Annotated in this window: 20 protein-coding genes; 8 read left to right on the top strand and 12 right to left on the bottom strand. The window is 68.1% G+C overall.

The genetic code is table 11. The annotated features are described in order from the left end of the window. Positions 1-63 precede the first annotated feature (63 nt). Both BMX32_RS08010 and BMX32_RS18630 read right to left on the bottom strand, forming a co-directional pair. Complete coding sequence (locus BMX32_RS08010) at positions 64-243, bottom strand: hypothetical protein (RefSeq protein ID WP_089976628.1); 180 nt, start codon at positions 241-243, stop codon at positions 64-66. 80 nt (positions 244-323) lie between these two features. Then, positions 324-461: a hypothetical protein gene (locus tag BMX32_RS18630; protein ID WP_170843591.1), complete on the bottom strand. Its 138-nt coding sequence runs from the start codon at positions 459-461 to the stop codon at positions 324-326. Positions 462-570: 109 nt separating this feature from the next. Here BMX32_RS18630 and BMX32_RS08005 point away from each other — a divergent pair, with 109 nt between their 5' ends. Then, positions 571-2,148, top strand: a complete 1,578-nt coding sequence (locus BMX32_RS08005; RefSeq protein WP_089976626.1) for an MFS transporter — start codon at positions 571-573, stop codon at positions 2,146-2,148. Here the strand turns inward: BMX32_RS08005 and BMX32_RS08000 are convergent. From BMX32_RS08000 to BMX32_RS07990, 3 genes are all read right to left on the bottom strand, one after another. Beyond that, positions 2,105-2,980, bottom strand: a complete 876-nt coding sequence (locus BMX32_RS08000; RefSeq protein ID WP_244511458.1) for a copper resistance protein B — start codon at positions 2,978-2,980, stop codon at positions 2,105-2,107. The genes BMX32_RS08005 and BMX32_RS08000 overlap by 44 nt on opposite strands. Next, positions 2,977-4,665: a copper resistance system multicopper oxidase gene (locus BMX32_RS07995; RefSeq protein ID WP_244511457.1), complete on the bottom strand. Its 1,689-nt coding sequence runs from the start codon at positions 4,663-4,665 to the stop codon at positions 2,977-2,979. Before BMX32_RS07995 ends, BMX32_RS08000 begins: the two co-directional genes overlap by 4 nt. 106 nt (positions 4,666-4,771) lie before the next feature. Next, positions 4,772-5,734 (bottom strand): fimbrial protein, encoded by a 963-nt coding sequence (locus BMX32_RS07990; protein WP_089976621.1) that lies wholly within the window; start codon positions 5,732-5,734, stop codon positions 4,772-4,774. Between the two features lie 152 nt (positions 5,735-5,886). Between BMX32_RS07990 and ligD the strand changes: the two genes are divergently transcribed. Both ligD and BMX32_RS07980 read left to right on the top strand, forming a co-directional pair. After that, positions 5,887-8,439, top strand: a complete 2,553-nt coding sequence (ligD, locus tag BMX32_RS07985) for a DNA ligase D (protein ID WP_089976618.1) — start codon at positions 5,887-5,889, stop codon at positions 8,437-8,439. Positions 8,440-8,496: 57 nt separating this feature from the next. Further along, positions 8,497-9,393: an acyltransferase gene (locus BMX32_RS07980; protein WP_089976616.1), complete on the top strand. Its 897-nt coding sequence runs from the start codon at positions 8,497-8,499 to the stop codon at positions 9,391-9,393. A gap of 9 nt (positions 9,394-9,402) precedes the next feature. Here BMX32_RS07980 and bla read toward each other — a convergent pair whose 3' ends face one another. From bla to BMX32_RS07960, 4 genes are all read right to left on the bottom strand, one after another. Continuing rightward, complete coding sequence (gene bla, locus BMX32_RS07975; RefSeq protein ID WP_089976613.1) at positions 9,403-10,197, bottom strand: subclass B3 metallo-beta-lactamase; 795 nt, start codon at positions 10,195-10,197, stop codon at positions 9,403-9,405. Between the two features lie 131 nt (positions 10,198-10,328). After that, complete coding sequence (locus BMX32_RS07970; protein ID WP_089976610.1) at positions 10,329-11,417, bottom strand: PepSY-associated TM helix domain-containing protein; 1,089 nt, start codon at positions 11,415-11,417, stop codon at positions 10,329-10,331. A 1-nt stretch (position 11,418) separates the two neighbouring features. Continuing rightward, a complete protein-coding gene (locus BMX32_RS07965) occupies positions 11,419-13,638 on the bottom strand; it encodes a TonB-dependent receptor family protein (protein WP_089976608.1) in 2,220 nt (739 codons plus the stop codon). 92 nt (positions 13,639-13,730) lie between these two features. After that, complete coding sequence (locus BMX32_RS07960) at positions 13,731-14,378, bottom strand: HD domain-containing protein (protein ID WP_089976605.1); 648 nt, start codon at positions 14,376-14,378, stop codon at positions 13,731-13,733. Between the two features lie 97 nt (positions 14,379-14,475). On the opposite strand from BMX32_RS07960, the gene BMX32_RS07955 reads away from it, so the two are divergent. Then, positions 14,476-15,447, top strand: a complete 972-nt coding sequence (locus tag BMX32_RS07955; protein ID WP_089976602.1) for a GlxA family transcriptional regulator — start codon at positions 14,476-14,478, stop codon at positions 15,445-15,447. A 69-nt stretch (positions 15,448-15,516) separates the two neighbouring features. Further along, the gene (locus tag BMX32_RS07950) at positions 15,517-16,014 is read left to right on the top strand and encodes a hypothetical protein (protein ID WP_089976600.1); all 498 of its coding nucleotides are present in this window, start codon (positions 15,517-15,519) and stop codon (positions 16,012-16,014) included. A 59-nt stretch (positions 16,015-16,073) separates the two neighbouring features. Here the strand turns inward: BMX32_RS07950 and BMX32_RS07945 are convergent, their stop codons facing one another. Then, the gene (locus BMX32_RS07945) at positions 16,074-16,694 is read right to left on the bottom strand and encodes a response regulator (RefSeq protein ID WP_089976597.1); all 621 of its coding nucleotides are present in this window, start codon (positions 16,692-16,694) and stop codon (positions 16,074-16,076) included. 103 nt (positions 16,695-16,797) lie between these two features. Between BMX32_RS07945 and BMX32_RS07940 the strand changes: the two genes are divergently transcribed. Beyond that, positions 16,798-17,628 (top strand): DUF72 domain-containing protein, encoded by an 831-nt coding sequence (locus BMX32_RS07940; RefSeq protein ID WP_089976593.1) that lies wholly within the window; start codon positions 16,798-16,800, stop codon positions 17,626-17,628. Positions 17,629-17,656: 28 nt separating this feature from the next. Continuing rightward, positions 17,657-18,304: a DUF6348 family protein gene (locus tag BMX32_RS07935; RefSeq protein ID WP_089976587.1), complete on the top strand. Its 648-nt coding sequence runs from the start codon at positions 17,657-17,659 to the stop codon at positions 18,302-18,304. A 35-nt stretch (positions 18,305-18,339) separates the two neighbouring features. On the opposite strand, the gene BMX32_RS07930 is transcribed toward BMX32_RS07935, so the two are convergent. Together BMX32_RS07930 and BMX32_RS07925 are read right to left on the bottom strand one after the other, a co-directional pair. Next, positions 18,340-18,753: a putative toxin-antitoxin system toxin component, PIN family gene (locus BMX32_RS07930; protein ID WP_089976584.1), complete on the bottom strand. Its 414-nt coding sequence runs from the start codon at positions 18,751-18,753 to the stop codon at positions 18,340-18,342. A gap of 4 nt (positions 18,754-18,757) precedes the next feature. Then, a complete protein-coding gene (locus BMX32_RS07925) occupies positions 18,758-19,765 on the bottom strand; it encodes an LLM class flavin-dependent oxidoreductase (RefSeq protein WP_089976583.1) in 1,008 nt (335 codons plus the stop codon). 195 nt (positions 19,766-19,960) lie between these two features. Between BMX32_RS07925 and BMX32_RS07920 the strand changes: the two genes are divergently transcribed. Next, positions 19,961-20,662, top strand: a complete 702-nt coding sequence (locus BMX32_RS07920; protein ID WP_089977137.1) for a pirin family protein — start codon at positions 19,961-19,963, stop codon at positions 20,660-20,662. Positions 20,663-20,689: the final 27 nt, after the last annotated feature.

Here is a 20,689-nt window from a genome sequence, read left to right as displayed (position 1 = left end):
GCTCCCACCATTGCGCGACCTTCGACTTTCGACGCAAGGGAGCGGACTGTCAACGCACCGGCGTCACACTCCGGCGCGGCGGGCGGCCTCGATGGTGGCGATGTCGATCTTCGTCATCTGCAGCAGCGCGTTCATCGCGGCCTTGTCCGTGACGAGTTCATCGACGCTCGCGGGCACGATCTGCCAGGAGAGAGAGAGAAGGGCGTGATGCGCTGGAACGGGAGCGACATGGGTGGTCTCCATGGGGGGTCTCGTCATTCACGACGAGTGGCCCGCCGCGATTTCGACACGACGGCACGAGCACCGATCCGGCCCGCCGGCCGCTATTCCTCTTCGTCCGGCATCCGGTGCTGGGGGTCGCCCGAGCCGGTCGTGACCGGTTCGTCGGGCTGGGGGCGGTCCCCGTGCGTGGGGTCGCCCGAGTTCGTCGTGGGATCGTCGTAGGCATCGCGTGGCTTCATCGGTCGTCTCCGGTCATGTCCCCGATGTATACCCCGACGCGTTCAGGCAACGTCATGTTGCGCGAATCGCCCAGACGACGGTGCCATGGAGGGCGTAGGCTCTCCATCCATGCGCCTTACCGATCCCGATCCCATGCCGACCGACGACGCGACCGGCGCCGTGCCCTGCTCGCCATCGGCGCAGCGCTGGACGCTGATCGCCGCGATCGTGGGATCCGGCATGGCCTTCGTGGACGGCACCATCGTGAACGTCGCGCTGCCGGCCATCCAGCAAGCCCTCGATGCGACGACGGCCGACGCACAGTGGGTGATGGAGGCCTATGCGCTTCTGCTGTCCGCCTTGCTGCTGGTCGGCGGCGTCCTCGGCGATCGTTTCGGGCGGCGCCGCGTCTTCGCCATCGGCACGGCGATCTTCACGTTCGCGTCGCTGTGTTGCGCCGTCGCACCGGACATTCACACGCTCATCGGCGCGCGCGCCTTGCAGGGCCTGGGCGCCGCGCTGCTCGTGCCGGGTAGCCTCGCCCTCATCAGCAGTGCCTTCCCCAAGGAAAAGCGCGGCGCGGCGATCGGCACGTGGTCCGCGTTCAGTGGCATCACGGCGGCGGCGGGCCCCGTGATCGGCGGGTACCTCGTCGAGTACGTGTCGTGGCACTGGGCCTTCCTGCTCAACCTGCCGCTCGGCATCGCGCTGCTGGTCATCTGCTACTGGCGCGTGCCGGAAAGCCGCGGCGATGCCGGCACGGGCCATCTCGACGTCGCGGGCGCGGCGCTCGCTACCGCGGGCCTCACGGGCATCGTGTATGCGCTGATCGAAGCGCCGCTGCTCGGCTGGGCCGCCACGAGCGTCGTGGTGGCCACCATCGTCGGCGTGGGGTCGCTGGTGGCGTTCGTCGTCGTCGAGGCGCGTGTTTCGGCGCCGATGCTGCCTCTCTCCCTGTTCCGTCACCGCGACTTCGCCGCGGCCAACGCGTTGACGCTGCTGCTCTACGCCGCGCTCGGCGGCAGCCTGTTCTTCGTGCCGCTGAATCTCATTCAGGTGCAGGGTTACGGCGCCACGGGCGCCGGCGCCTCGTTGCTGCCGTTCATCGCCATCATGTTCGCACTGTCGCGGCTGACCGGACAGCTCGTCGACCGGGTCGGGGCACGCCTGCCGCTGGTCGTCGGACCGCTGATCGCCGCCGCGGGTTTCGCGCTGTACGCGCTGCCGGGCGTCGGCGGGAGTTACTGGACGACCTTCTTCCCGGCGAGCTGCGTGCTCGGTCTCGGCATGAGCATCGTCGTCGCGCCCCTGACGACCACGGTGATGAACGCGTTGCCGCCCTCGCTGGCCGGCACCGCGTCGGGCGTGAACAACGCGGTGTCCCGTACGGCCGGACTGCTGGCGATCGCGGTGTTCGGCGTGGTGATGACGCACGTGTTCGACGGCGCACTCGACGCCCGGCTCGCGCCGCTTCGCCTGTCTCCCGACGACATGCGGACCATCGCCATGCAGAAAGCGAAGCTTGCAGGCATCGTCATCGCGGATCCCGCCGCCCGGCACGCCGTGAAAGAAGCGTTCGTCACGGGATTCCGGGCCGTGATGCTCTGCTCCGCCGGACTGGCCGTGCTGTCCGCGCTGGTCACGGCCGTGACGCTCGGCGATGTCAGAACCAGAGACGCACACCGGCCACCCAGCGACGATCGGTGATGCGCCGTCCGGCGTCGCGTGCCTGATCGGCCGTGTTGCCCGTGACGTGCTCCCACGCGATGCCGACGTAGGGCGCGATGCTGCGCCGGATCTCGTAGCGCAGCCGCAGGCCGCCTTCGACGCTGGAAAGGCCCGAGCCGATTCCGCGGCGTGCGTCGTCCCTCCCGTAGGCGTTGAGTTCGAGCTCGGGCTGCAGGATCAGGCGCTGCGTGATCCTCAGTTCGTACTCGGCGCGGACGCGTGCCGCCGTTCGGCCGCCGGTACCGACATAAGCGGTGGCTTCCAGTTCGAACCAGTACGGCGCGAGGCCTTGCAGCCCGAAGGCGGCCCATCGTCGTGCCGGTGCGCGCCCGCCGGCGTCCGCGCCCTCGCCCGGATCGACACGCACGCCGAGCTGCGTGTCCCAGAACGTCGCCACCGCGTGACTCCAGAACAACTCCACGTCGGCGTCGTGCGCACGACGGGCCACGCGCTCGCCTTCGCTGCGCAACCAGGCCTTGTCCGTATCGTTGCCATACCAGCCGTCGATTTCCCACGACTGGCCGTGACCTCCCTGCCCCGCGAACGATTCCAGGCGATCGACCAGCAAGGTGCCGGCGCCCGCCGTGTCGTCCATGTCGTGCATCGCCATGCCGGGCATCGACGAGCCTTCGACACCCTCGGACCAGTCGCCGCTTCGCGCATTCGCCGGCGCGCGCCCGCCCTGCATCGGGCCCATGGTCATGTCGGGTATGTCGTGGTGACCCATCGCCGCATGATCCATGTCCGGCATCGCCTGCGCGAAGGCGGCGGCGGGAAGGGAAAGCAGCACGCCGACCAGCAAACGCCTCACGACACCACCACTTCGCGGAACATGCCCGCTTCCATGTGGAAGAGCATGTGGCAATGGAATGCCCAGCGGCCCGGATTGTCGGCCGTGACGGCGTAGGTCACCTGTTGGGCGGGCTGCACGTTGACCGTGTGCTTGCGCACCTGGAAAGCACCGTCGGGCGATTCCAGCTCGCTCCACATGCCATGCAGGTGGATGGGGTGGTTCATCATCGTGTCGTTGACGAGACGAATGCGCAGGCGCTCGCCCTCGCGGAAGTGCACCGGTTTGGCCGCGGAGTACTTCACGCCGTCGAACGACCAGGCGAAGCGCTCCATGTTGCCCGTGAGATGCAGCTCGATCGTGCGGCCCGGCGTACGCCGGTCCCGGGGACCATCGATGCTGCGAAGGTCCGCGTACGTCAGAACGCGATGATCGCGCTCGCGCAGGCCGACCCCCGGATCGTCGAGGTTGGTTCGCGGCATGTCCACGCGCATGTCGGTGCCGGGTCCGTATTCGGTGCGTGCGTGGTTCGCCATCGCCATGGCGCCGTGCTCGCCGCCGTCGCCTCCCATCGCACCCATCATGTCGCGCATGGCGAGCCGCGGACGGGGATCTAGTGGGGGCACCGCCGCGACCATGCCGGCACGCGGCGCGAGCGTCGCGCGGGCGTAACCCGAGCGATCGATGGATTGCGCGAAGATCGTGTACGCACGGTCTTCGCCGGGCTCGACGATGACATCGTATGTTTCGCCGGCCGACAGACGGATCTCGTCGACGACCACCGGTTCGACGTCCTGCCCGTCCGCGGCGATCACACGAAGCCCGAGGCCGGGGATGCGCAGGTCGAAGATCGAGTTCGACGACCCATTGATCACCCTCAGGCGCACGCGCTCGCCGGGACGGAAGTCACCCGTCCAGTTGGCGGCGGGCGTCGCGCCGTTGACGAGATACGTATACGTCGCGGCCGAGACGTCGGCGAGATCGGTCGGGTTCATGCGCATGCGGTTCCACATGCGTCGCATCGCGACCGCGTCGCCGAAGCCTTTCGCGCGGGCGTCGCGCATGAAGTCCACGAGCGTCGGCTGCCCGTAGTTGTAGATGTCGCTGCGCGTCCGGAGCCGGGCGTAGATGCTCTCCGGATCTTCGTCGCTCCAGTCGCTGATGAGCAGCACGTGCTCGCGATCGCAGGCGTGGCGCTCGCCGTCGCGGGGCTCGACCACGATCGCACCGTAAAGACCGCTCTGTTCCTGAAAACGGCTGTGCGCGTGGTACCAGTACGTGCCGGACTGTCGCAACGGGAACCGATAGCGGTACGTGCTGCCGGGTGCGATGCCGTCGAAGCTCAGGCCTGGCACGCCATCCTGATTCGCGGGCACGATCAGTCCGTGCCAGTGAATCGATGACGTCGTGTCGAGGGTGTTGCGCACCTGGATGGACGCGACATCGCCTTCCCGGAACCGCAACACCGGCCCCGGCACGCTTCCATCGACCGTGACGGCGCGCCGGGCACGTCCGGTGAAATCCACCGTGGCGGCGACGAGGTCGAGCTGAACCTCCGGCCCGACGCGTTGCGCCGGCACCTTCATCGCCGCCGTCGCATAGCCCGGGCGCAGCACGCCGACACCCGCCGCGATGCCGGCGATGACGAGCCCCTGGACGAAACGGCGCCGGGGAGCATGGGTAGCGCTGTTGTCGATATCGGTCACGGAGCGTCGCGCCATCTGCACGGGAAGAAGCCCGAGCGTAGCCAGCGCATCGCGTGGCCGGCAACTCTGGACCAGCCTCCACGCGGGCCCGACCGTGATTCCGGCGTCACCGATAGGCGACGCGCACCGTGATGCTCGCGTTCGCCGTTCCGGGAGACACCGCCTCGCCGGTGGCACGGTAACGCGCGCGAAACGCATAGGTGTCGTCGCCGGTGATGACGTCGAACACCAGGGGCACCGACGCGTTCGGCATGGCCTGCGCGTCCGGGTAGACGGATCGCAGCTCCACGCCGATGCCGCGAGCGGTGCCGGGCGTGGCGTCGAGACGGAAGAGCGACGCGTCGGTGTCGTGCGCGGCGCCCTCGAATGTCATGTCGATCTGCGTCACGTTGGTGCATTGCGTAACGGCGAGCGACTGGTTCGCCCATCGGCTGTGTCCCTGCGCGACGAGCGTGCCCCCATCGACGTCGCCGAGGTCGAACACGAGGTGCCGCGCATGGAACGCGCAGGTGCCGTGCTCGGGCTCGATGCGGGTGGCCCCGAGGTCGGCCCACCACTGCCGGTGGCCATCGTATCCGGCTTCCGCGATGGTACCGGCGCTCAGGTCGCCGGCCTTCGTCACGGGGCCGGTCTTCACGAGCTCCACGCGGAAATGCGCGCCGACGATCGGGTAGAAGGCCCACGACGGCAAGGGACTTTCGGAGGGTACGAGCGCGTTGTCGAAGCCCAGCTGGAATCCGAAGTGACGGATGCGTATGCCGATCCCAGGGATGTTCGTGTCGTACATCCCGCCGCCGAGCGTGCTCGGCGTCCTGAACACCCCGAGCCGCGCGGCGCGGGACGCCTTGTCGCACTTATGCTTGGCGGGGCTGAAGTTTGGCTGCGAATCGCGCACCGCGAGCACGGTGCCGGGCGCGGCATCCGCCGGAACCCGGACGGTACCGAAGGTGACCGCCTGCGGCGCGGCCTGCGACGGGTAGGACAGGCAGCCGGCGTGCGCGGAGAGCGAGGGGCCTAGCAGGCCCAAAACGAAAAGAAGCGAAGCGATGCCTCGGAATGGGCGATTCATGGGGCGTTCCTTGCGAGGGGTTCGGTTCCGCGACGGCGGTGGCCCTCGATTCTGTTCCTCCTGGCCAGCACATCCCACACGACAATTCTGAAAGCGGGACGACATCGGCCATCTTCGACGGGACGTTCACGCCCCCCGGCCAACGATCAGGCATGACCCTGCAGGATTACCGTCGCAAGCGCGACTTCGCGAAGACGCGCGAGCCCACGCCCGACGCGTCGGCCGGCAAGGGCGGACGCGCCCTTTTCGTCGTGCAGCTGCACCACGCGTCGCGGCGGCATTTCGACTTCCGCCTGCAGGTCGGCGACGTGCTGCGCAGCTGGGCCGTGCCGAAGGGGCCGAGCTACGACCCGAAGGTCAAGCGACTGGCCGTGGAGGTCGAGGACCACCCGGTGTCGTACGCCGATTTCGAAGGCGACATCGACGAGGGCTACGGCAAGGGCCACGTGGATCTCTTCGACAAGGGCGTGTGGTCCACGCGCGGCGACGTGGAGGCGCAGCTACGCAAGGGCCACCTCGCCTTCGAATTGTTCGGCAAGCGCCTGAAGGGAAGCTGGCACCTCGTGCGCAGCGGTCGCAAGGAGCGTCAGCCGGCGTGGTTCCTCATCAAGGTCGACGACGCCTATGCCGGCGATGTCGAGGCCGACGATCTCCTGGATGCGACCATGCGAAAGAGCACACGCCAGGCGGCGAAGACCCCCGCCCTTCGCGACGCCGCGAAGAAATCGACATCGCGCCGGAAAGCGGCGCCGAAGACGCGCAAGGTCGCCGCCGCCGCGCTGACGAAGCAGGCGGCGACACTCGACGGTGCGCGCAAGGGTAAGGCCAGCACCGACTTCTTTGCGCCGCAGCTGGCGAAGCTCCGCGAGACGCCGCCGCAGGGCGACGACTGGCTGCACGAGGTGAAGTGGGATGGCTACCGCATCCTCGCGGGCATGGCGAAGGGCAAGGTGTCGCTGTGGTCGCGCAATGCCCTGCCCTGGAACGATCGCCTCCCCGAAATCGCGGAGGCGATCGAGGCGCTTGGACTGGAGGGCTTGCGGCTGGACGGCGAGCTGATCGCGCTGGACGCGCAGGGGCGCAGCGACTTCAACGCGCTGCAGAAGACGCTGTCCGGCGAGGCCAGCGCCCCGCTGGTGTACATGCTCTTCGACATCCCGTTCTGCGAAGGCTACGACCTCACGCGCGTGCCGCTGGTGCAGCGTAAGGCCCTGCTCGAACGCCTGCTCGCGCACGCGCCGGCCCATCTGTCCTTCAGCGGGCACAACGTCGGCCATGGCGACGAGGTGTTCGCGATGGCGATGGAGCAGAAGCTCGAAGGCATCGTTTCGAAGCGGGCGAAAGGCCCTTACCACGGCGGACGCGGCGACGACTGGCTGAAGATCAAGCGCCTCGAGAGCGATGAGTTCGCGATCGTCGGCTACACGCCGGCGAAGGGGTCGCGACTGGTCTTCGGGTCGTTGCTGCTCGCGAAGCCCGATGCGGATGGCGGATGGACGTACGTGGGACGCGTCGGCACCGGATTCACCGACGACATGCTTCGCCAGCTCGGCAAGACGCTGGCGAAAGGGGGCGCGACGAAGCCATCCGTGCGCATCGACGCCGTGGATCCGACCCTGCGCGGTGCCCTCTGGGTGGCGCCCACCGCGGTCGCCGAGGTGTATTACCGCGGCATCGGCAACAAGAACCTGCTGCGCCAGCCGAGCCTCAAGACGTTGCGCGTCGACAAGGCACCTGCCGACCTGCGCGACGCCGATCGCGCACCGGCCGCGCCGAAGAAGACCTCGCGCGCCGCGAAGCCTGCGATCAGCGCACCGGCCGGCAACCCCCGCGATGTCGTGATCACCCATCCCGACCGTGTCGTGTTTCCCGACGATGGCATCACCAAGCAACAGGTGGTGGACTACTACCGCGCGGTGATGCCGTGGATGCTGCCCGGTATCGCGGACCGCCCCACGTCGACGATCCGTTGTCCCGGCGGCATCGGCAAGCCGTGCTTTTTCCAGAAACACGTGATGGCCGGGCTCGATCACGTCGGCACCGCGAAGCTGAAGGAGGAAACGGGTGCACAGGGCGTGTATCTCTATCCACGCGACGAAGCCGGCCTGATCGAGCTGGTGCAGTTCGGCGCCGTGGAATTCCATCCCTGGGGGTCGCACGTCGGCTCGCCCGACATCGCGGATCGCGTGGTGTTCGATCTCGACCCGGGCGACGACGTCGCCTGGAGCCGCGTCGTCGCCGCGGCGCGGCAGGTGCGCGAGCTGCTCGAACAGCTCGGCCTCGTGTCGTTCGTGCGCACCACGGGTGGGAAGGGGCTGCACGTGGTGGTGCCGCTGAACCCCGGCGCGGACTGGGACACCGTGAAGACGTTCGCGCGCGGCTTCGCCGAAGCGCTCGCCGCCCTGCACCCCCTGGAATTCGTCGCCACCGCGACCAAGCGTTTCCGGCATGGAAAGATCTACGTCGACTATCTGCGGAACGGTCGCGGCGCCACCGCCGTGGCGTCGTATTCGCTGCGTGGCCGGCCCGGCGCACCGGTGGCGGTGCCCCTCCGCTGGGAGGAACTGGGCAAGGTGAAGTCCGGAAACGCCTTCGACATCCACAGCGTGCCGAAGCGTCTCGCGCGACTGAAAAAGGATCCGTGGGAGGGCATCGACGTGGTGAAACAGGATCTGGAGACGGTCGGAGCATCCCTGGGCGCCTAGGGCCAACGCCCGGGGCGTGCCTGTAGACTCTGGGTTCCTTCGGTCAGTCCTTACCGCATGTTCGCTTCGCTCCCCACTTTCCTGCGCGTTCCCATCGCCTGCCTCCTGTTGCTGGCGAGCACCCTCCTCCACGTCATTCCGCTGCTCACCCTCTCGCTGGTGCGCGTGATCGCGCCCGCCGCGGGCATGCGGCGATCGATCGGCGCGGTGCTGGTGTGGATCGCGGAAAGCTGGCTCGGCTTCAATGGCTGGCTGTTCGGCGCATTCACACGGACGCGCTGGGTGGTGGAAGGCGACGGCGGACTGGCGCCGCGTGAGAATTATCTGATGGTGTGCAACCACCAGAGCTGGGTCGACATCCCTGCCCTGCAGAAGGTGTTCAACCGGCGCGTTCCGTTCATGCGTTTCTTCCTCAAGAGCCAGCTGATCTGGGTCCCGCTCCTCGGCCCCGCGTGGTGGGCACTCGATTTTCCGTTCATGAAGCGGCATTCGCGGCAGCAGCTCGAGGCGCGCCCCGAATTGCGAGGCAAGGATCGCGAAGCCACGCGCCGCGCCTGCGAGAAGTTCCGCCACCTGCCCGTGTCGGTGATGAACTTCACCGAGGGCACGCGGTTCACGCCTGCGAAGCACGACGCGCAGAAATCGCCCTACGTGCACCTGCTGAAGCCGAAGGCCGGCGGTGTCGCGTTCGTCATCGACGCGATGGGCGATGCGATCCGGCAGATACTCGACATCACCATCGTGTATCCCGATGGGCCCGCGACCATGATGGACATGCTGGCGGGTCGCATCCGCGAGATCCGCATCCACATGCGGCAGCTGCCCATCCTGCCGTCGATGCGAGGCGACTACGAGAACGATGCCACCTTCCGCGAAGGCTTCCAGCAGTGGGTGAACGAGCTGTGGGCGGAGAAGGACGCGCGGATCGCGGCGATGCTGGCATCGCCGCGCTGACGCTTTTCTCTATTTCCCCGCTTCCTGCTTCAGTTTTTCTTCCAGGCGCTCGCGGCCGGCGGCGGCGTATTCCTTGCACGTCTTTCCGTCGCCCTGCTCCGGGTGCGGCGTGACCAGGATGTCGCAAGGTAACGCCGCCACCCGGTCGAACGTCTTGCGGTAATCGGCGACGAACGCGGGATGGTCGCTGTAGCGATAGCCATCCGCGGAGAACGCGAAGAGGCTGTCGACGTAGGCGATCTGTCTGCAGTTGTTGGCGTCGCACGATTGCCACGTCCACGCCGTGCCGCCAACGGTGTGCCCGGGCGTGACGTGCGCGGTGAGCGCCAGCGCTCCCACGCGCACGACGGTCCCGTCCGCGATATCGCCTTTCGCGTCCACCGTCGCGTAGAGTGGCGCCTCACCGTGCTGCGGGTCGTCGGGATCGTCGCCGCCGAGCCGGAGTTCCTTCGCGCCCGCGGCGGTGGCGCGCACCGTCGCGCCGCTGTCCTTCGCCAGTGCCGCCATGCCGCCTGCGTGATCGAAGTGCGCGTGCGAATTGAGGATCACCTTGATGTCCTCAACGCGAAAGCCGAGCTTGCGGATGTTGGCCTCGACGATCGCCACGTTCTGCGCCATCGGCGCGTCGATCAGCACGTGGCCCTGCGGCGACGTGACGAGGATCGCCGAGAGCCCCTTCGTGCCGACGAAGTACGTGTTGCCGTAGATCGCGTGCGGCTCGACGGGTTGCGTCCAGAGCGGATTCATCGCCGCGATGGCAGGCATGGCGGTGCAGGCGGCGAGAGCGAGAAGGGTTCGGCGCATAACGGTCCCCGTGGAAAAAGATGTCCGCGGAGGATAGTTCGTCGAACGGGGCGCCGTTCGGTCGGCGATGTGGCGGGAAGCGGGCTCGAACGGCCTCGCGTTAGCACTCCGTCGCGGCCGCGACGGGAGCATCACGCGGCGATCGGAGTGTGCCTGCGCCGGCGCGCCCGCCAGAAGAGAAAGCCGGTCACCAGCAGGAACAGCGGCAGCGCGCCGGTGATACAGGCGACGACGCGCCACGTCATGCCGCCCACGGCCGCCGAGTGGATGGGGAACAGCGCGTTGGCGAGGCGTCCGCCGGGGCCGAGCTTCGTCGCGTCGTCGCCGCCGATGACGGTGGCCGACACCGGGTCCATCCAGAGCGAACTGCGGCCGGCGAGGTTCCATTCGCCCGGGCGGCGCAGGCGCAGCACGAGCGTGCCATTGTCTTTCGAAGGCAGTGTCAGACGCGTGAGCTGCGCATCCGGCGCGGCCGCCTGCGCCGCTGCAAGCACGGTCGGCCAGTCGATCGGCGCGCTGCCGGGCGCGATCTTCGGCGGACGTGCCGGCCCGCGTTCGCCGAACGCCGATGCCAGACCGCTGCGCACCGCGCCGCGATACGCCATCGTCGTGCCGGTGCCGATCATCACGATCAGCAGCGGCAACGCGGCCACGCCGACGAAGCGATGCAGGCTCGCCCAGCGCAATACCGGTGGATTGGCATGAGGCTTCAGGTGTTTCAACGCGCGCCGACGTCCCGGCCAGTACAGCCAGACGCCCGAGAACAGCATGAACAGACCGGCGAACGCGACCACGCCGAGCACGGTTTCGCCGACCTCGCCGGTCAGCAGGTGCGTGTGCCAATCGAGCAGGAGCAGCAGGCCGTCGCCGGATTTCGTCCGGTGCAGCAGCGGCTCGCCCGTGGTGGCGTCGAAATAGATGCGATCGCCACCCCGCGCGTTACCTTCCCATACGGGCAGCTCCGCATCGGGAAACGACAGGCCGCGCAGCGCTTTCGCGTCGGGCGACGCGAGCACCTGCCGCAGCGACGCGCCCTGCGTCGCGAGGTCCGGCAAGGGGCGCGAGGCGAGCTCGGGATGTCCCGCGGCGAACAGGGGCTGCTCGAACAGCAGCACGCTGCCGGACAACGTCACCAGCGCCAGCACGACACCGAGACTCAGGCCCAGCCACAGGTGCAGGGTCTTCAGGGTGTGGCGAAAGCGGCGCGGCCTTGGCGTCATGTCAGAAGTCTACCGAGGCCTGCACGAAGTACGTGCGCGGAAGGCCCACGTAGATCCCGTCGTTGTTGTCGGTCGACCGCGTGAAGTACCGCTTGTCCGCGAGGTTCTTCACGCCGGCACCGAGACGAAGGTTGAAAAACGACGGGCCGAATGCGTACTCGGCACGCGCGTTCCAGGTCGTCCATCCGGGAATGTCGCCGAGGTCGCCCTCCGGTGTCGGCACGGTGACGTATTCGGTCGGGTTCGCCGGATCGAAGCTCGGCGAGCCGGGCGAGTGCTGGCGCGATTGCGAGAACGCGTCCAGGTTGAACGTCCACTGCGCGATGCCGTAACGCAGGCCGAGGTTCGCGGTGCGCCGCGAATAGAACGGCAGATCCCTGCCCGCGAACGAACCGTGCTTGTAGAACGCATGCGTATAGGTGGCCGTACCCCAGAGGGTCAGGCCCCGCAGCGCGTCGCTGAAGGCGCCGACGTCGACGTGTCCGGCGGATTCGACGCCCTTGTGCGTCGTGGCGCCGAGGCTCGTCCATCCTTCGTACGAGTCCGGCACGTTCGGCAGTCGGCCCACGAGTTGCAGCTCGTGATCGAAGTTGATCCGGAACAGCGATACCTCGCCACCCCATGCCCTGGTGTCGTAACGCGTGCCGATCTCGTAGGTGCGCGCGGTTTCGGGCTCGAGACCGGCGGCGAACTGGTTACGCGAATCCTTCTGCCCGATCTGGAAGTACTGCAGCGAGCCGAACGACGTCTCGGCGTTCGCGTAGAGCTTCCATGCGTCGCTGACGTGGTAGATCACGTTCAGCGACGGCAGCGGCTTCGAATAATCCTTCTGGCGCGACGTGGGTCCGCGCACCACGACCGTGCCGCCCGGATGCGCCTGCCACTGGCTGTCGATCCGCTCGTAGCGGATGCCCGGCGTGATGGTCCAGTCACCCGCGTTGATCGTGTCGTCGAGATAGAACGCGTGCGCTTCGTTGCTGCCCGTGTTGTCGCCGGACAGCACATAGGGTGCGGCATACGGGAAACTGTCGTACGGCGTGTACGGCAGGTTCGACACGAAGCGATTGTTGCGGAGCGTGCGCTCGTGCATGGCCTCGCTGGTGTAGCGATACCCCACGCCGATCTCGTGGGTGACCTGGCCCCAGTCGAACAACTGCGCATAGCGCGGCTCGATCGCGAACACGTGGTAGTTGCGTGGGTACGCGATCAGCTGGTGCGCGTACGTCCCGTTCGGATTGGCCGTGATGGTCTCGATGTGGCTGCCGCGGAAGCTGTCGGAGTAGTAGGTCTGCACTTCGAAACTGCGACGGTCGTCCACGTGGCTGTACTTCAGCACGTAATCGGTGCGGCGACCGTGGAAGTCGTCGAACGGACGGCGCGACTGGAACGGATCCGCGTCGTAGTCGGCCTGGTTCAGCCCGCCGGGCATGCCGGCCTGACCGTCGTAATGGTGAATGCTGCCGGTGAGGGTGTCGTCGCCGGTGATCGCGTACTTCGCCTTGAGCATCAGGTCGTCGATGCTTTCGTTGTCCTCCCGCTCGCGGAAGCCCGGACCGTGCAGGCCGTTGTACAGCAACGCGACACCGAGTCCTTCCTGCGTGGTGCCGCCCACCAGTATGTTGCTGCTGGTGCGGATGCCGCCGTGCTCGCCGCCCTGGAACTGCACGCCCGCGCTGCCGCCGAAACGTTCCGGAATGTCGCGCGTGACGAAGTTGATGACGCCGCCGACGTTCTGCGGCCCGTAGCGCACCGAGCCGCCGCCGCGCACGACGTCGACCGCCTGCAGGTTGCCGAGGCCCACCGGCGCCATCGATACCTGGGGCTGGCCGTACGGCGCCACGGCGAGCGGTACGCCGTCGAGGAGGATGGTCGAGCGGGGCGACAGGCGTGCCGTGAGGCCGCGCACACCGACATTGAGCGAGACGTCGCTGCCGCCCGTGCCGTTGCTTTCCTGCACCTGCACGCCGGGGATCCGGCGCAGCGCGTCGCGCAGGTTGATCGCGCCCGCCTCGATCAGCGCCTCGCGCCGGACGACGGTGCGCGCGCCCGGGTGGTTTTCGACGGTAAGGCGCGAGGCCTCGCCCAGCCAGTCGCCCACCACCTTCATGCCCTCCAGCTCGGTGGCGGCCGGCGGCGGCACGGCGGCGTCCTGCGCCAGCACGGGGCCGGCGGCGAGCGCCCCGGCAAGTGCGAGGGCGAGGGCGGAGGGACGGAGCGGCATGAAGCGGCCTTTTGCAGGAGCGAAAGGCCGCCATCGTAGTTGCGAATGATTCTCAGATCAATTACATGATCGTTTTCATCGAAACGATCGGGTCATGTCGGCCAGTGGTTGTGCAGGATGCATTGCACGAAGTCGCCGCGTTGGAAGTGCGGATCCTTGTAGGCGATCACATCGGCCTTCACATTGCCGAACGTCGTTTCCGGCTTGTTCCGGACGCCCTGATAGAAGGCGTCCACGATGCCCTGCTTGAAGGCCGGCCCGCGCGGATGAGCCACGGCGACCGTCTCGCGATCGGCTTCGCTCACGGTGTCGAAGCCGAGGCCGAGCACGTCCATCTCCACGCCGGCCGTCAACAGCGCGATCTCGGGGCGCATGAACGGCGGAATGCCCGGCGTCGTATGCAGCGCGATGGACGTCCACACGGTTTCGATGTCGGCCTCGGCCACGCCCCGACTCCTAAGAAATGCGCGGGCGACGTTCGCGCCGTCGACTTCGAAGCGCTTGTCCGTGCTCGCGTGCGCGGGCACCAGCCCCATGTCGTGAAACATGGCGGCGGCGTACAGGAGTTCCGGGTCGTATTTCAGCGCTTTCGCCTCGCCCGTGAGCGCGGCGAAGAACCAGACGCGGCGGGAGTGGTGGTAGAGCAGATCGCTTTCGGTGTCGCGTACGAGCTGGGTGATGTCGCGGGCAAGGGCGCTGTCGGGAACGGCGATGCCGGCGACGCGGTCGATGGCGGTCATGGCGGGAACCTGTGGATGGGAGGGTGGAGCCATTGGATAACGGCGACCCCGCGTCCCGATTTGCAGCGATGTATCAGATCAGGCCATAGTGCGTTCCATGCGGCCACCCCTGACCATCGCGATCCTCGCGCCGCCCGGCGTCCAGATGCTCGACGTCTCCGGGCCGGCCGACGTCTTCGCCGAGGCGAATCGCCAGGCCGGCCGGCCGGTCTATCGCGTCGTCTCGGTCGGCACGGCCCCGCTCGCGATCACGGCGTCGAGCGGCATGCGCTTCCTGCCCGACCGCACCATTCTCGACGAGGTCGAGGCGCTGGATACGTTGCTCGTGGCGGGTTCACCCGATCTGCCGACCGCGGCGGAAGACGTGACCGTCACCGCCTGGATGACGCGGCAGGCGGCGCGTGCCCGTCGCTACGGGTCGATCTGCAGCGGTGCGCTGCTGTTCGCTCGCACTAGCCTTCTCGACGGCCGTCGCGTCACGACGCACTGGAAGGTCGCGGGCCTGCTCGCCGCGCGACATCCGACGCTGCGCGTCGAAGCCGACGCCTTCGTGGTGCGCGACGGCCCGGTGTGCACGGCCGCCGGCGTCACGGCCGGCATGGACCTGGCGATCGCGCTGGTCGAGGAAGACCTCGGACGCGACATCGCGATGGCCGTGGCCGCGGAGCTGGTGGTGTTCTTTCGCCGCCCCGGGGGGCAGATGCAATTCAGCCGGCATGGCGAGGCCGCGCCGGCGGGCAGGGGCGCGTTGCAGGAACTCCAGCGCTACGTCGCGGCCCACCCGGCCGAGGACCACTCCATTGGCAGCATGGCGGCACGCGTCGGCATGAGTCCCCGGCATTTCGCCCGGATCTTTCGCCACGAAACGGGGCTGACGCCGGCCGCGTTCGTCGAAACCATGCGGGTGGAAGCCGCGCGACGCCTGCTCGAACAGGGGATCGACGGACCGAAGCGCGTGGCCGCGCGCTGCGGCTACGCGGACGTGAACGGCCTGCGCCGGGCGTTCCAGCGACGCGTGGGCGTCACGCCCGCCGAGTACCGCAAGCGCCACGCGCACGTGCGTGCTTGACCTGCCCGTCACACCCGTTCGACCCGGACGACGGAACCATGCCCGTGCACCCGACGCCCAGGAGTCACGATGAAAACCCGCCGTGTCTACAGCACGCCCGACCTCGTCCGCGCCCGTGAAGCGATGGCCGCCGCGCGGCGCGTGGGAGTGCCCGACGACGATCTGTCGCTGATCGCCCGCGCCGACATCGAACTGGACCGGATTCCCGAGCAGGACAAGGATGAGCACACCGACTTCAAGCCGGCCGCCCTGCGCGGGCTCGCCGAAGGCGGCGCGACCGGCCTGCTGGCCGGGCTCGTCGCCATGGCGATTCCGCCCCTCGGAGTGACCATCGCCGGCGCGGCGGCCGTCGGTGCCGCAGGTGCCCTGGTGGGAGCGTGGACCAACGCGCTGATGGGTGCCTCGTCGCCCGATCCGGTACGCCAGAAATTCGAGGAGACCATCGAGTCCGGGAAGATCCTGGTGGTGGTCGACGTCGAAGGCGAGTTGGACGACGCGGCAGACCAGGCCGTGCGGGCCACCGGTGCGACGCCGCTGCCATTCGAACAACCCACGGCGCTTTCGTAGTTCCGGATCGCCGGCAGGCTGGCTTCCACCTTTCGGCATGAACCCCGGGGGCCATTTCCTCAGAGCTCGATGATGCCCCGGCGAAGCGCGATGGCCACCGCATGGGTGCGGTCGTTCGCCTGAAGCTTGGCCAGAATGCTCTTCATGTGCGCCTTCACCGTTTCCTCGGCGATGCCGAGCGCACCGGCCACGTCGCGATTGGCCTCGCCGCGCGCCACATGGGTCAGCACCTGGGTCTCGCGCGGCGTCAGCTCGTCGTCTTCCGCATGGCCGGCCATCTCCTGGGCGATTTCCTCGGGAATCCGGCGCTTGCCTTCCATGATCTGGTGGATGGTCGCCAGCATGTCCTTGCGGAGTTCACTCTTCAGCAGATACCCCTGCGCACCGGCGCGGAACGCCCGGAGCGCCTGGACGTCGCCGCGGTAGGTCGTCAGAACGAGGATGCGCGCCTCGGGGAACTCCGATCGAATGGCCTCGATGGCCGCGATGCCGCCCATGCCCGGCATCTGCAGGTCCATCAGGGTCAGGTCGGGCAAGTGCTCGCGGTAGCGCTCGATGGCTTCCTCACCGGTGCTCGCCTCGGCGACCAGCTGGAGCCCCTGGTGCCCTTCGAGCACCGCGGCGATGCCTTCGCGCAGGAGGGGGTGATCGTCGACGGTCAGGATACGAATGGACGGCATGGGTCACACGCTGGAGACTCGAAAGGCGCGAGTATCCCGCAAACGGCCGGCCCACCGCATGTAAAGACGTACCCTCTACCCACCTGTTGCGAGCATCGTTCCCATGGCGACGAAACGCACCAAGACACCCGCGCAGCCCGCGGGACGCATCCGTACCGGCATGGGCGGATGGGTCTTTCCCGCCTGGCGCGGGCCGTTCTATCCGGAAGGCCTGGTGCAGAAGCGCGAGCTGGAATACGCCACGCGGCAAGTCGGCGCCATCGAGATCAACGGCACGTACTACCGCGCGCCGGATGCCGCGACCTACGAGAAATGGGCGGCCGAGGCGCCGCCGGGCTTCCGGTTCTCGGTCAAGGCGCCGCGGCATATCGTGCAGACGAAGGCGCTCGCGGCCGTGGGTACGCGCATCGAAGGCTTCCTCGATGGCGCCGTCGCGCTCGGCGACAAGCTGGGGCCACTGCTGTGGCAGTTCCTGCCGACCCGTCGTTTCGATCCCGACGACGTCGCGGCCTTCCTCGACCTTCTGCCCGAGAGGCACGCCGGCGTCGCGCTGCGCCACGCCGTGGAGGTGCGCCACGAGAGCTTCCTCGATCCGCGCTGGGTGGCGCTAGCCCGCGAGCGCGGCGTCGCCACGGTATTCACCGATTCGGACGACTACCCGTCGACGGCCGACATCACCGGCCCGTTCATCTATGCGCGCCTGATGCGCAGCGTCGCCGACGAAACGGCGGGCTATCCGCGCAAGGCCCTGCGCCAGTGGGCCGCGCACGCCGCGACGTGGGCGGCGGGCGGCGACCCGGCCGAGCTGCCGCATGTCGACGCGCTGGTGCCCGCTGCCGGACCGCGCGACGTGTTCATTTATTTCATCGCCGCGGCGAAGGTACGCAATCCGTCCGCCGCGGTCGCGCTGCGCAAACTCGTCGACGGCGCATAATCGACACCTTTCCTCCCACGGATGCCCCATGGACCGTCTCATCCAGAACACGCTCATCGATCTGTTCGCCGACCACGGCATCACCCTTGAACCCGACGAAGACTGGCTGCTGACCGAAGGCGACGATTACCCCGCGGTGCGTGGCATCTGGCACGAGGGCAAGGACGGCGGCATGGGCCGGCTCGACATCGACATCGTGCTCGACGAGGAACGCACCATCGAGGAAAGTTTCGGCGGCGTGGGCCACGGCAAGGCCGGCTGCCGCGACGCGCTCGACAGTTTCGCGCGCAACGATTTCCACGTGGTGCTCGCCGCGTGCTGGCATACGATCAACAAGAAGAAACTGGCCGTCCGCGAACTCACTGCCGGCACCCAGCGTTTCACCGTGTTCCTCGGCGACTTCACGCTGCGCGGTGAAAAGGACGCGCCGATGGAGATTCCGGAAGACGGGCTCTCCGCGCTGGAAGCCGCGATCGCGACCGCGCCGCTCACGGCCGACGTGCACTGGATCCGTGTGTTCTACGGCAACGTGGGCGACGGCAAGACACAGGTCGAAGTGCTGCTGGACAACGAACCCTGGGCGGCGGGCCACAAGGCCATCGCGTCGGTGGAATGGCCGCAGCACGACCGGTACTACAGCCTGCGCAATTTCATCGCTCTGGTGCCGGCCGACTGACGGGTGGGAGCCAGCCTGCTGGCTCCCACCAAAGCTCAGACGGGCCAGTGTTCGGGCGTCGTGATCGCGAATAGCCCCTCGCGCCGCGTACGGCGGTCGAGGCGCAGCAGTTCCGCGTCGCGCGAGAACAGCACCGACGCACCGGACGCGGCGGCGAGCTCCAGGAATTTCTGGTCGTCCGGATCGCGGCATCGAGGCACGGCCTGCGTCGGTGCTTCGACGGGCAGCAACGAAACCATCGCGTCGAAACGCGCGATCGCTTCCGCAATCCGCACCGCGTCGAGCTTCAGCACCGGGTAACGCAGCACGGCGAGCCACTCGTCGCGGCAATCGCCGCGCGTGACGGCGACCGCGTCGTGCGACGCCAGCGCGGCGACGAGTCGCGCGGTGCGCGGATCGTCGAAGACGAACGCGTCGAGGCACACGTTCGTGTCGAGGACGACCCGCACCGGATCAGGCGGCCGCGCGAGCGGCCAGCGCGGCGTGCTGCCCGGCCACGATGGTGTACGAGCGCTTGCGCGCCTCGTGGTCGTAGACCTGCGCCGTGATGATGAGCTCGTCGGCGCCCGTGCGTTCGATGAATGCCGCGAGGCCTTCGCGCACGGTGTCCGGCGAGCCGACGACGGCGCACGACAGCGCGTGATCGACCTGCGCCTTCTCCATCGGCGTCCACACGCCATCCATCGAGTTCACCGGCGGCGGCAACTGCCCCGGCGCGCCGCGGCGCAGGTTCCAGAACGCCTGCTGCTGCGACGTGAACAGGCGGCGCGCTTCGTCGTCCGTTTCCGCCGCGACGACGTTGATGCCGAGCATCGCGTACGGCTTGTCGAGCGTGGCGGACGGCCGGAACATGGTGCGATAGACCTCGAGCGCCTTCATCATGAGATCCGGTGCGAAGTGCGAGGCGAAGGCGAAGGGCAGGCCGAGCTCGGCCGAGAGACGCGCACTGAAGAGGCTGGAACCCAGCAGCCAGATCGGCACGTTCGTATCCATGCCCGGCACCGCGCGTACCGTCTGCCCCGGCTGCTGCGGGCCGAGGAAGAACTGCAGCTCCTGCACGTCGTCGGGGAAGCGATCGTCGCTGGGGCCGAGCGAACGGCGCAGCGCGCGCGCCGTGCCCTGGTCGGTGCCCGGCGCGCGGCCGAGGCCGAGGTCGATGCGCCCCGGGTACAGCGACGCGAGCGTGCCGAACTGTTCGGCGATCACCAGCGGCGCGTGGTTCGGCAGCATGATGCCGCCCGAGCCCACGCGGATGGTCTTCGTGGCGTCCGCGACGTAACCGATGACCACCGCCGTCGCCGCACTGGCGATGCCCGTCATGTTGTGGTGCTCCGCCAGCCAGTAACGGTGGAAGCCCAGGGCTTCGGCGTGGATGGCGAGATCGCGCGAGTTGCGCAGCGCGTCGCCGGGCGTGGCGCCGCGCGTCACGGGCGACAGGTCGAGCACGGAGAACGGGATCATCCGGAAACACCTCGGGAATAGGGCTGGCGGACGAACCGCCGATCCATCCCAGATGGGCGCGGGGGATGCTTTTGCAACCCATAAAGGCGGCTTTTGGAAACGATCCGTTCCCGGAAGCGATGCGCCGCGGCCCGGCGAGAAGAGGAAAATACACCCATCCACTCATCCAGTCCGGTAATGCCGGGGGAGCACGACATGATCGACGTCCGTCGTTTCGACAGCCTTGGTGGCGCCAACCACGGTTGGCTCGACGCCAAGCATCACTTCTCGTTCGCCTCCTACCACGATCCGAAGCGCATGGGCTGGGGCGCGCTGCGCGTCTGGAACGACGACACGATCGCTCCGGGCACCGGCTTCCCCCCGCATCCGCATTCGGACATGGAAATCATCACCTACGTCCGCGAAGGCGCGATCACCCACGAGGACAGCCTCGGCAACAAGGGGCGTACCGAAGCGGGCGACGTGCAGGTGATGAGCGCGGGCACGGGCATCCGCCACGCGGAATACAACGCCGAGCCGGGCACGACCCGGATCTTCCAGATCTGGATCATCCCCGACGGCGAGCGCAAGGCGCCGTCGTGGGGCACGCGTCCTTTCCCGAAGGGCGAGCGCTCGGGCCAGTTCGTGACGCTGGCCAGCGGCATCGAAGGCGACGGCGATGCGCTGCCGCTGCGCACCGACGCCCGCGTGCTCGGCGCGACGGTGAAGGCCGGCGAGAGCGTGGAATACAAGGTCGGCAAGGGTCGCCACGTGTACATGGTGCCGGCCCGCGGCACGGTCGACGTCAACGGCGTGACGTTGAACGCCCGTGACGGTGCGGCGATCCGCGACGAGGACGTGGTGCGCATCACCGCCTCGGACGACGCCGAACTGGTGCTCGTCGACGCCGCCGCGTAATCGCATGCGGGAGGTATGCTGTGGGTC

It is taken from the genome of Luteibacter sp. UNCMF331Sha3.1, assembly GCF_900109915.1.
Taxonomy (GTDB): Bacteria; Pseudomonadota; Gammaproteobacteria; order Xanthomonadales; family Rhodanobacteraceae; genus Luteibacter.
This window is presented reverse-complemented; position numbering and strand designations above follow the sequence as displayed.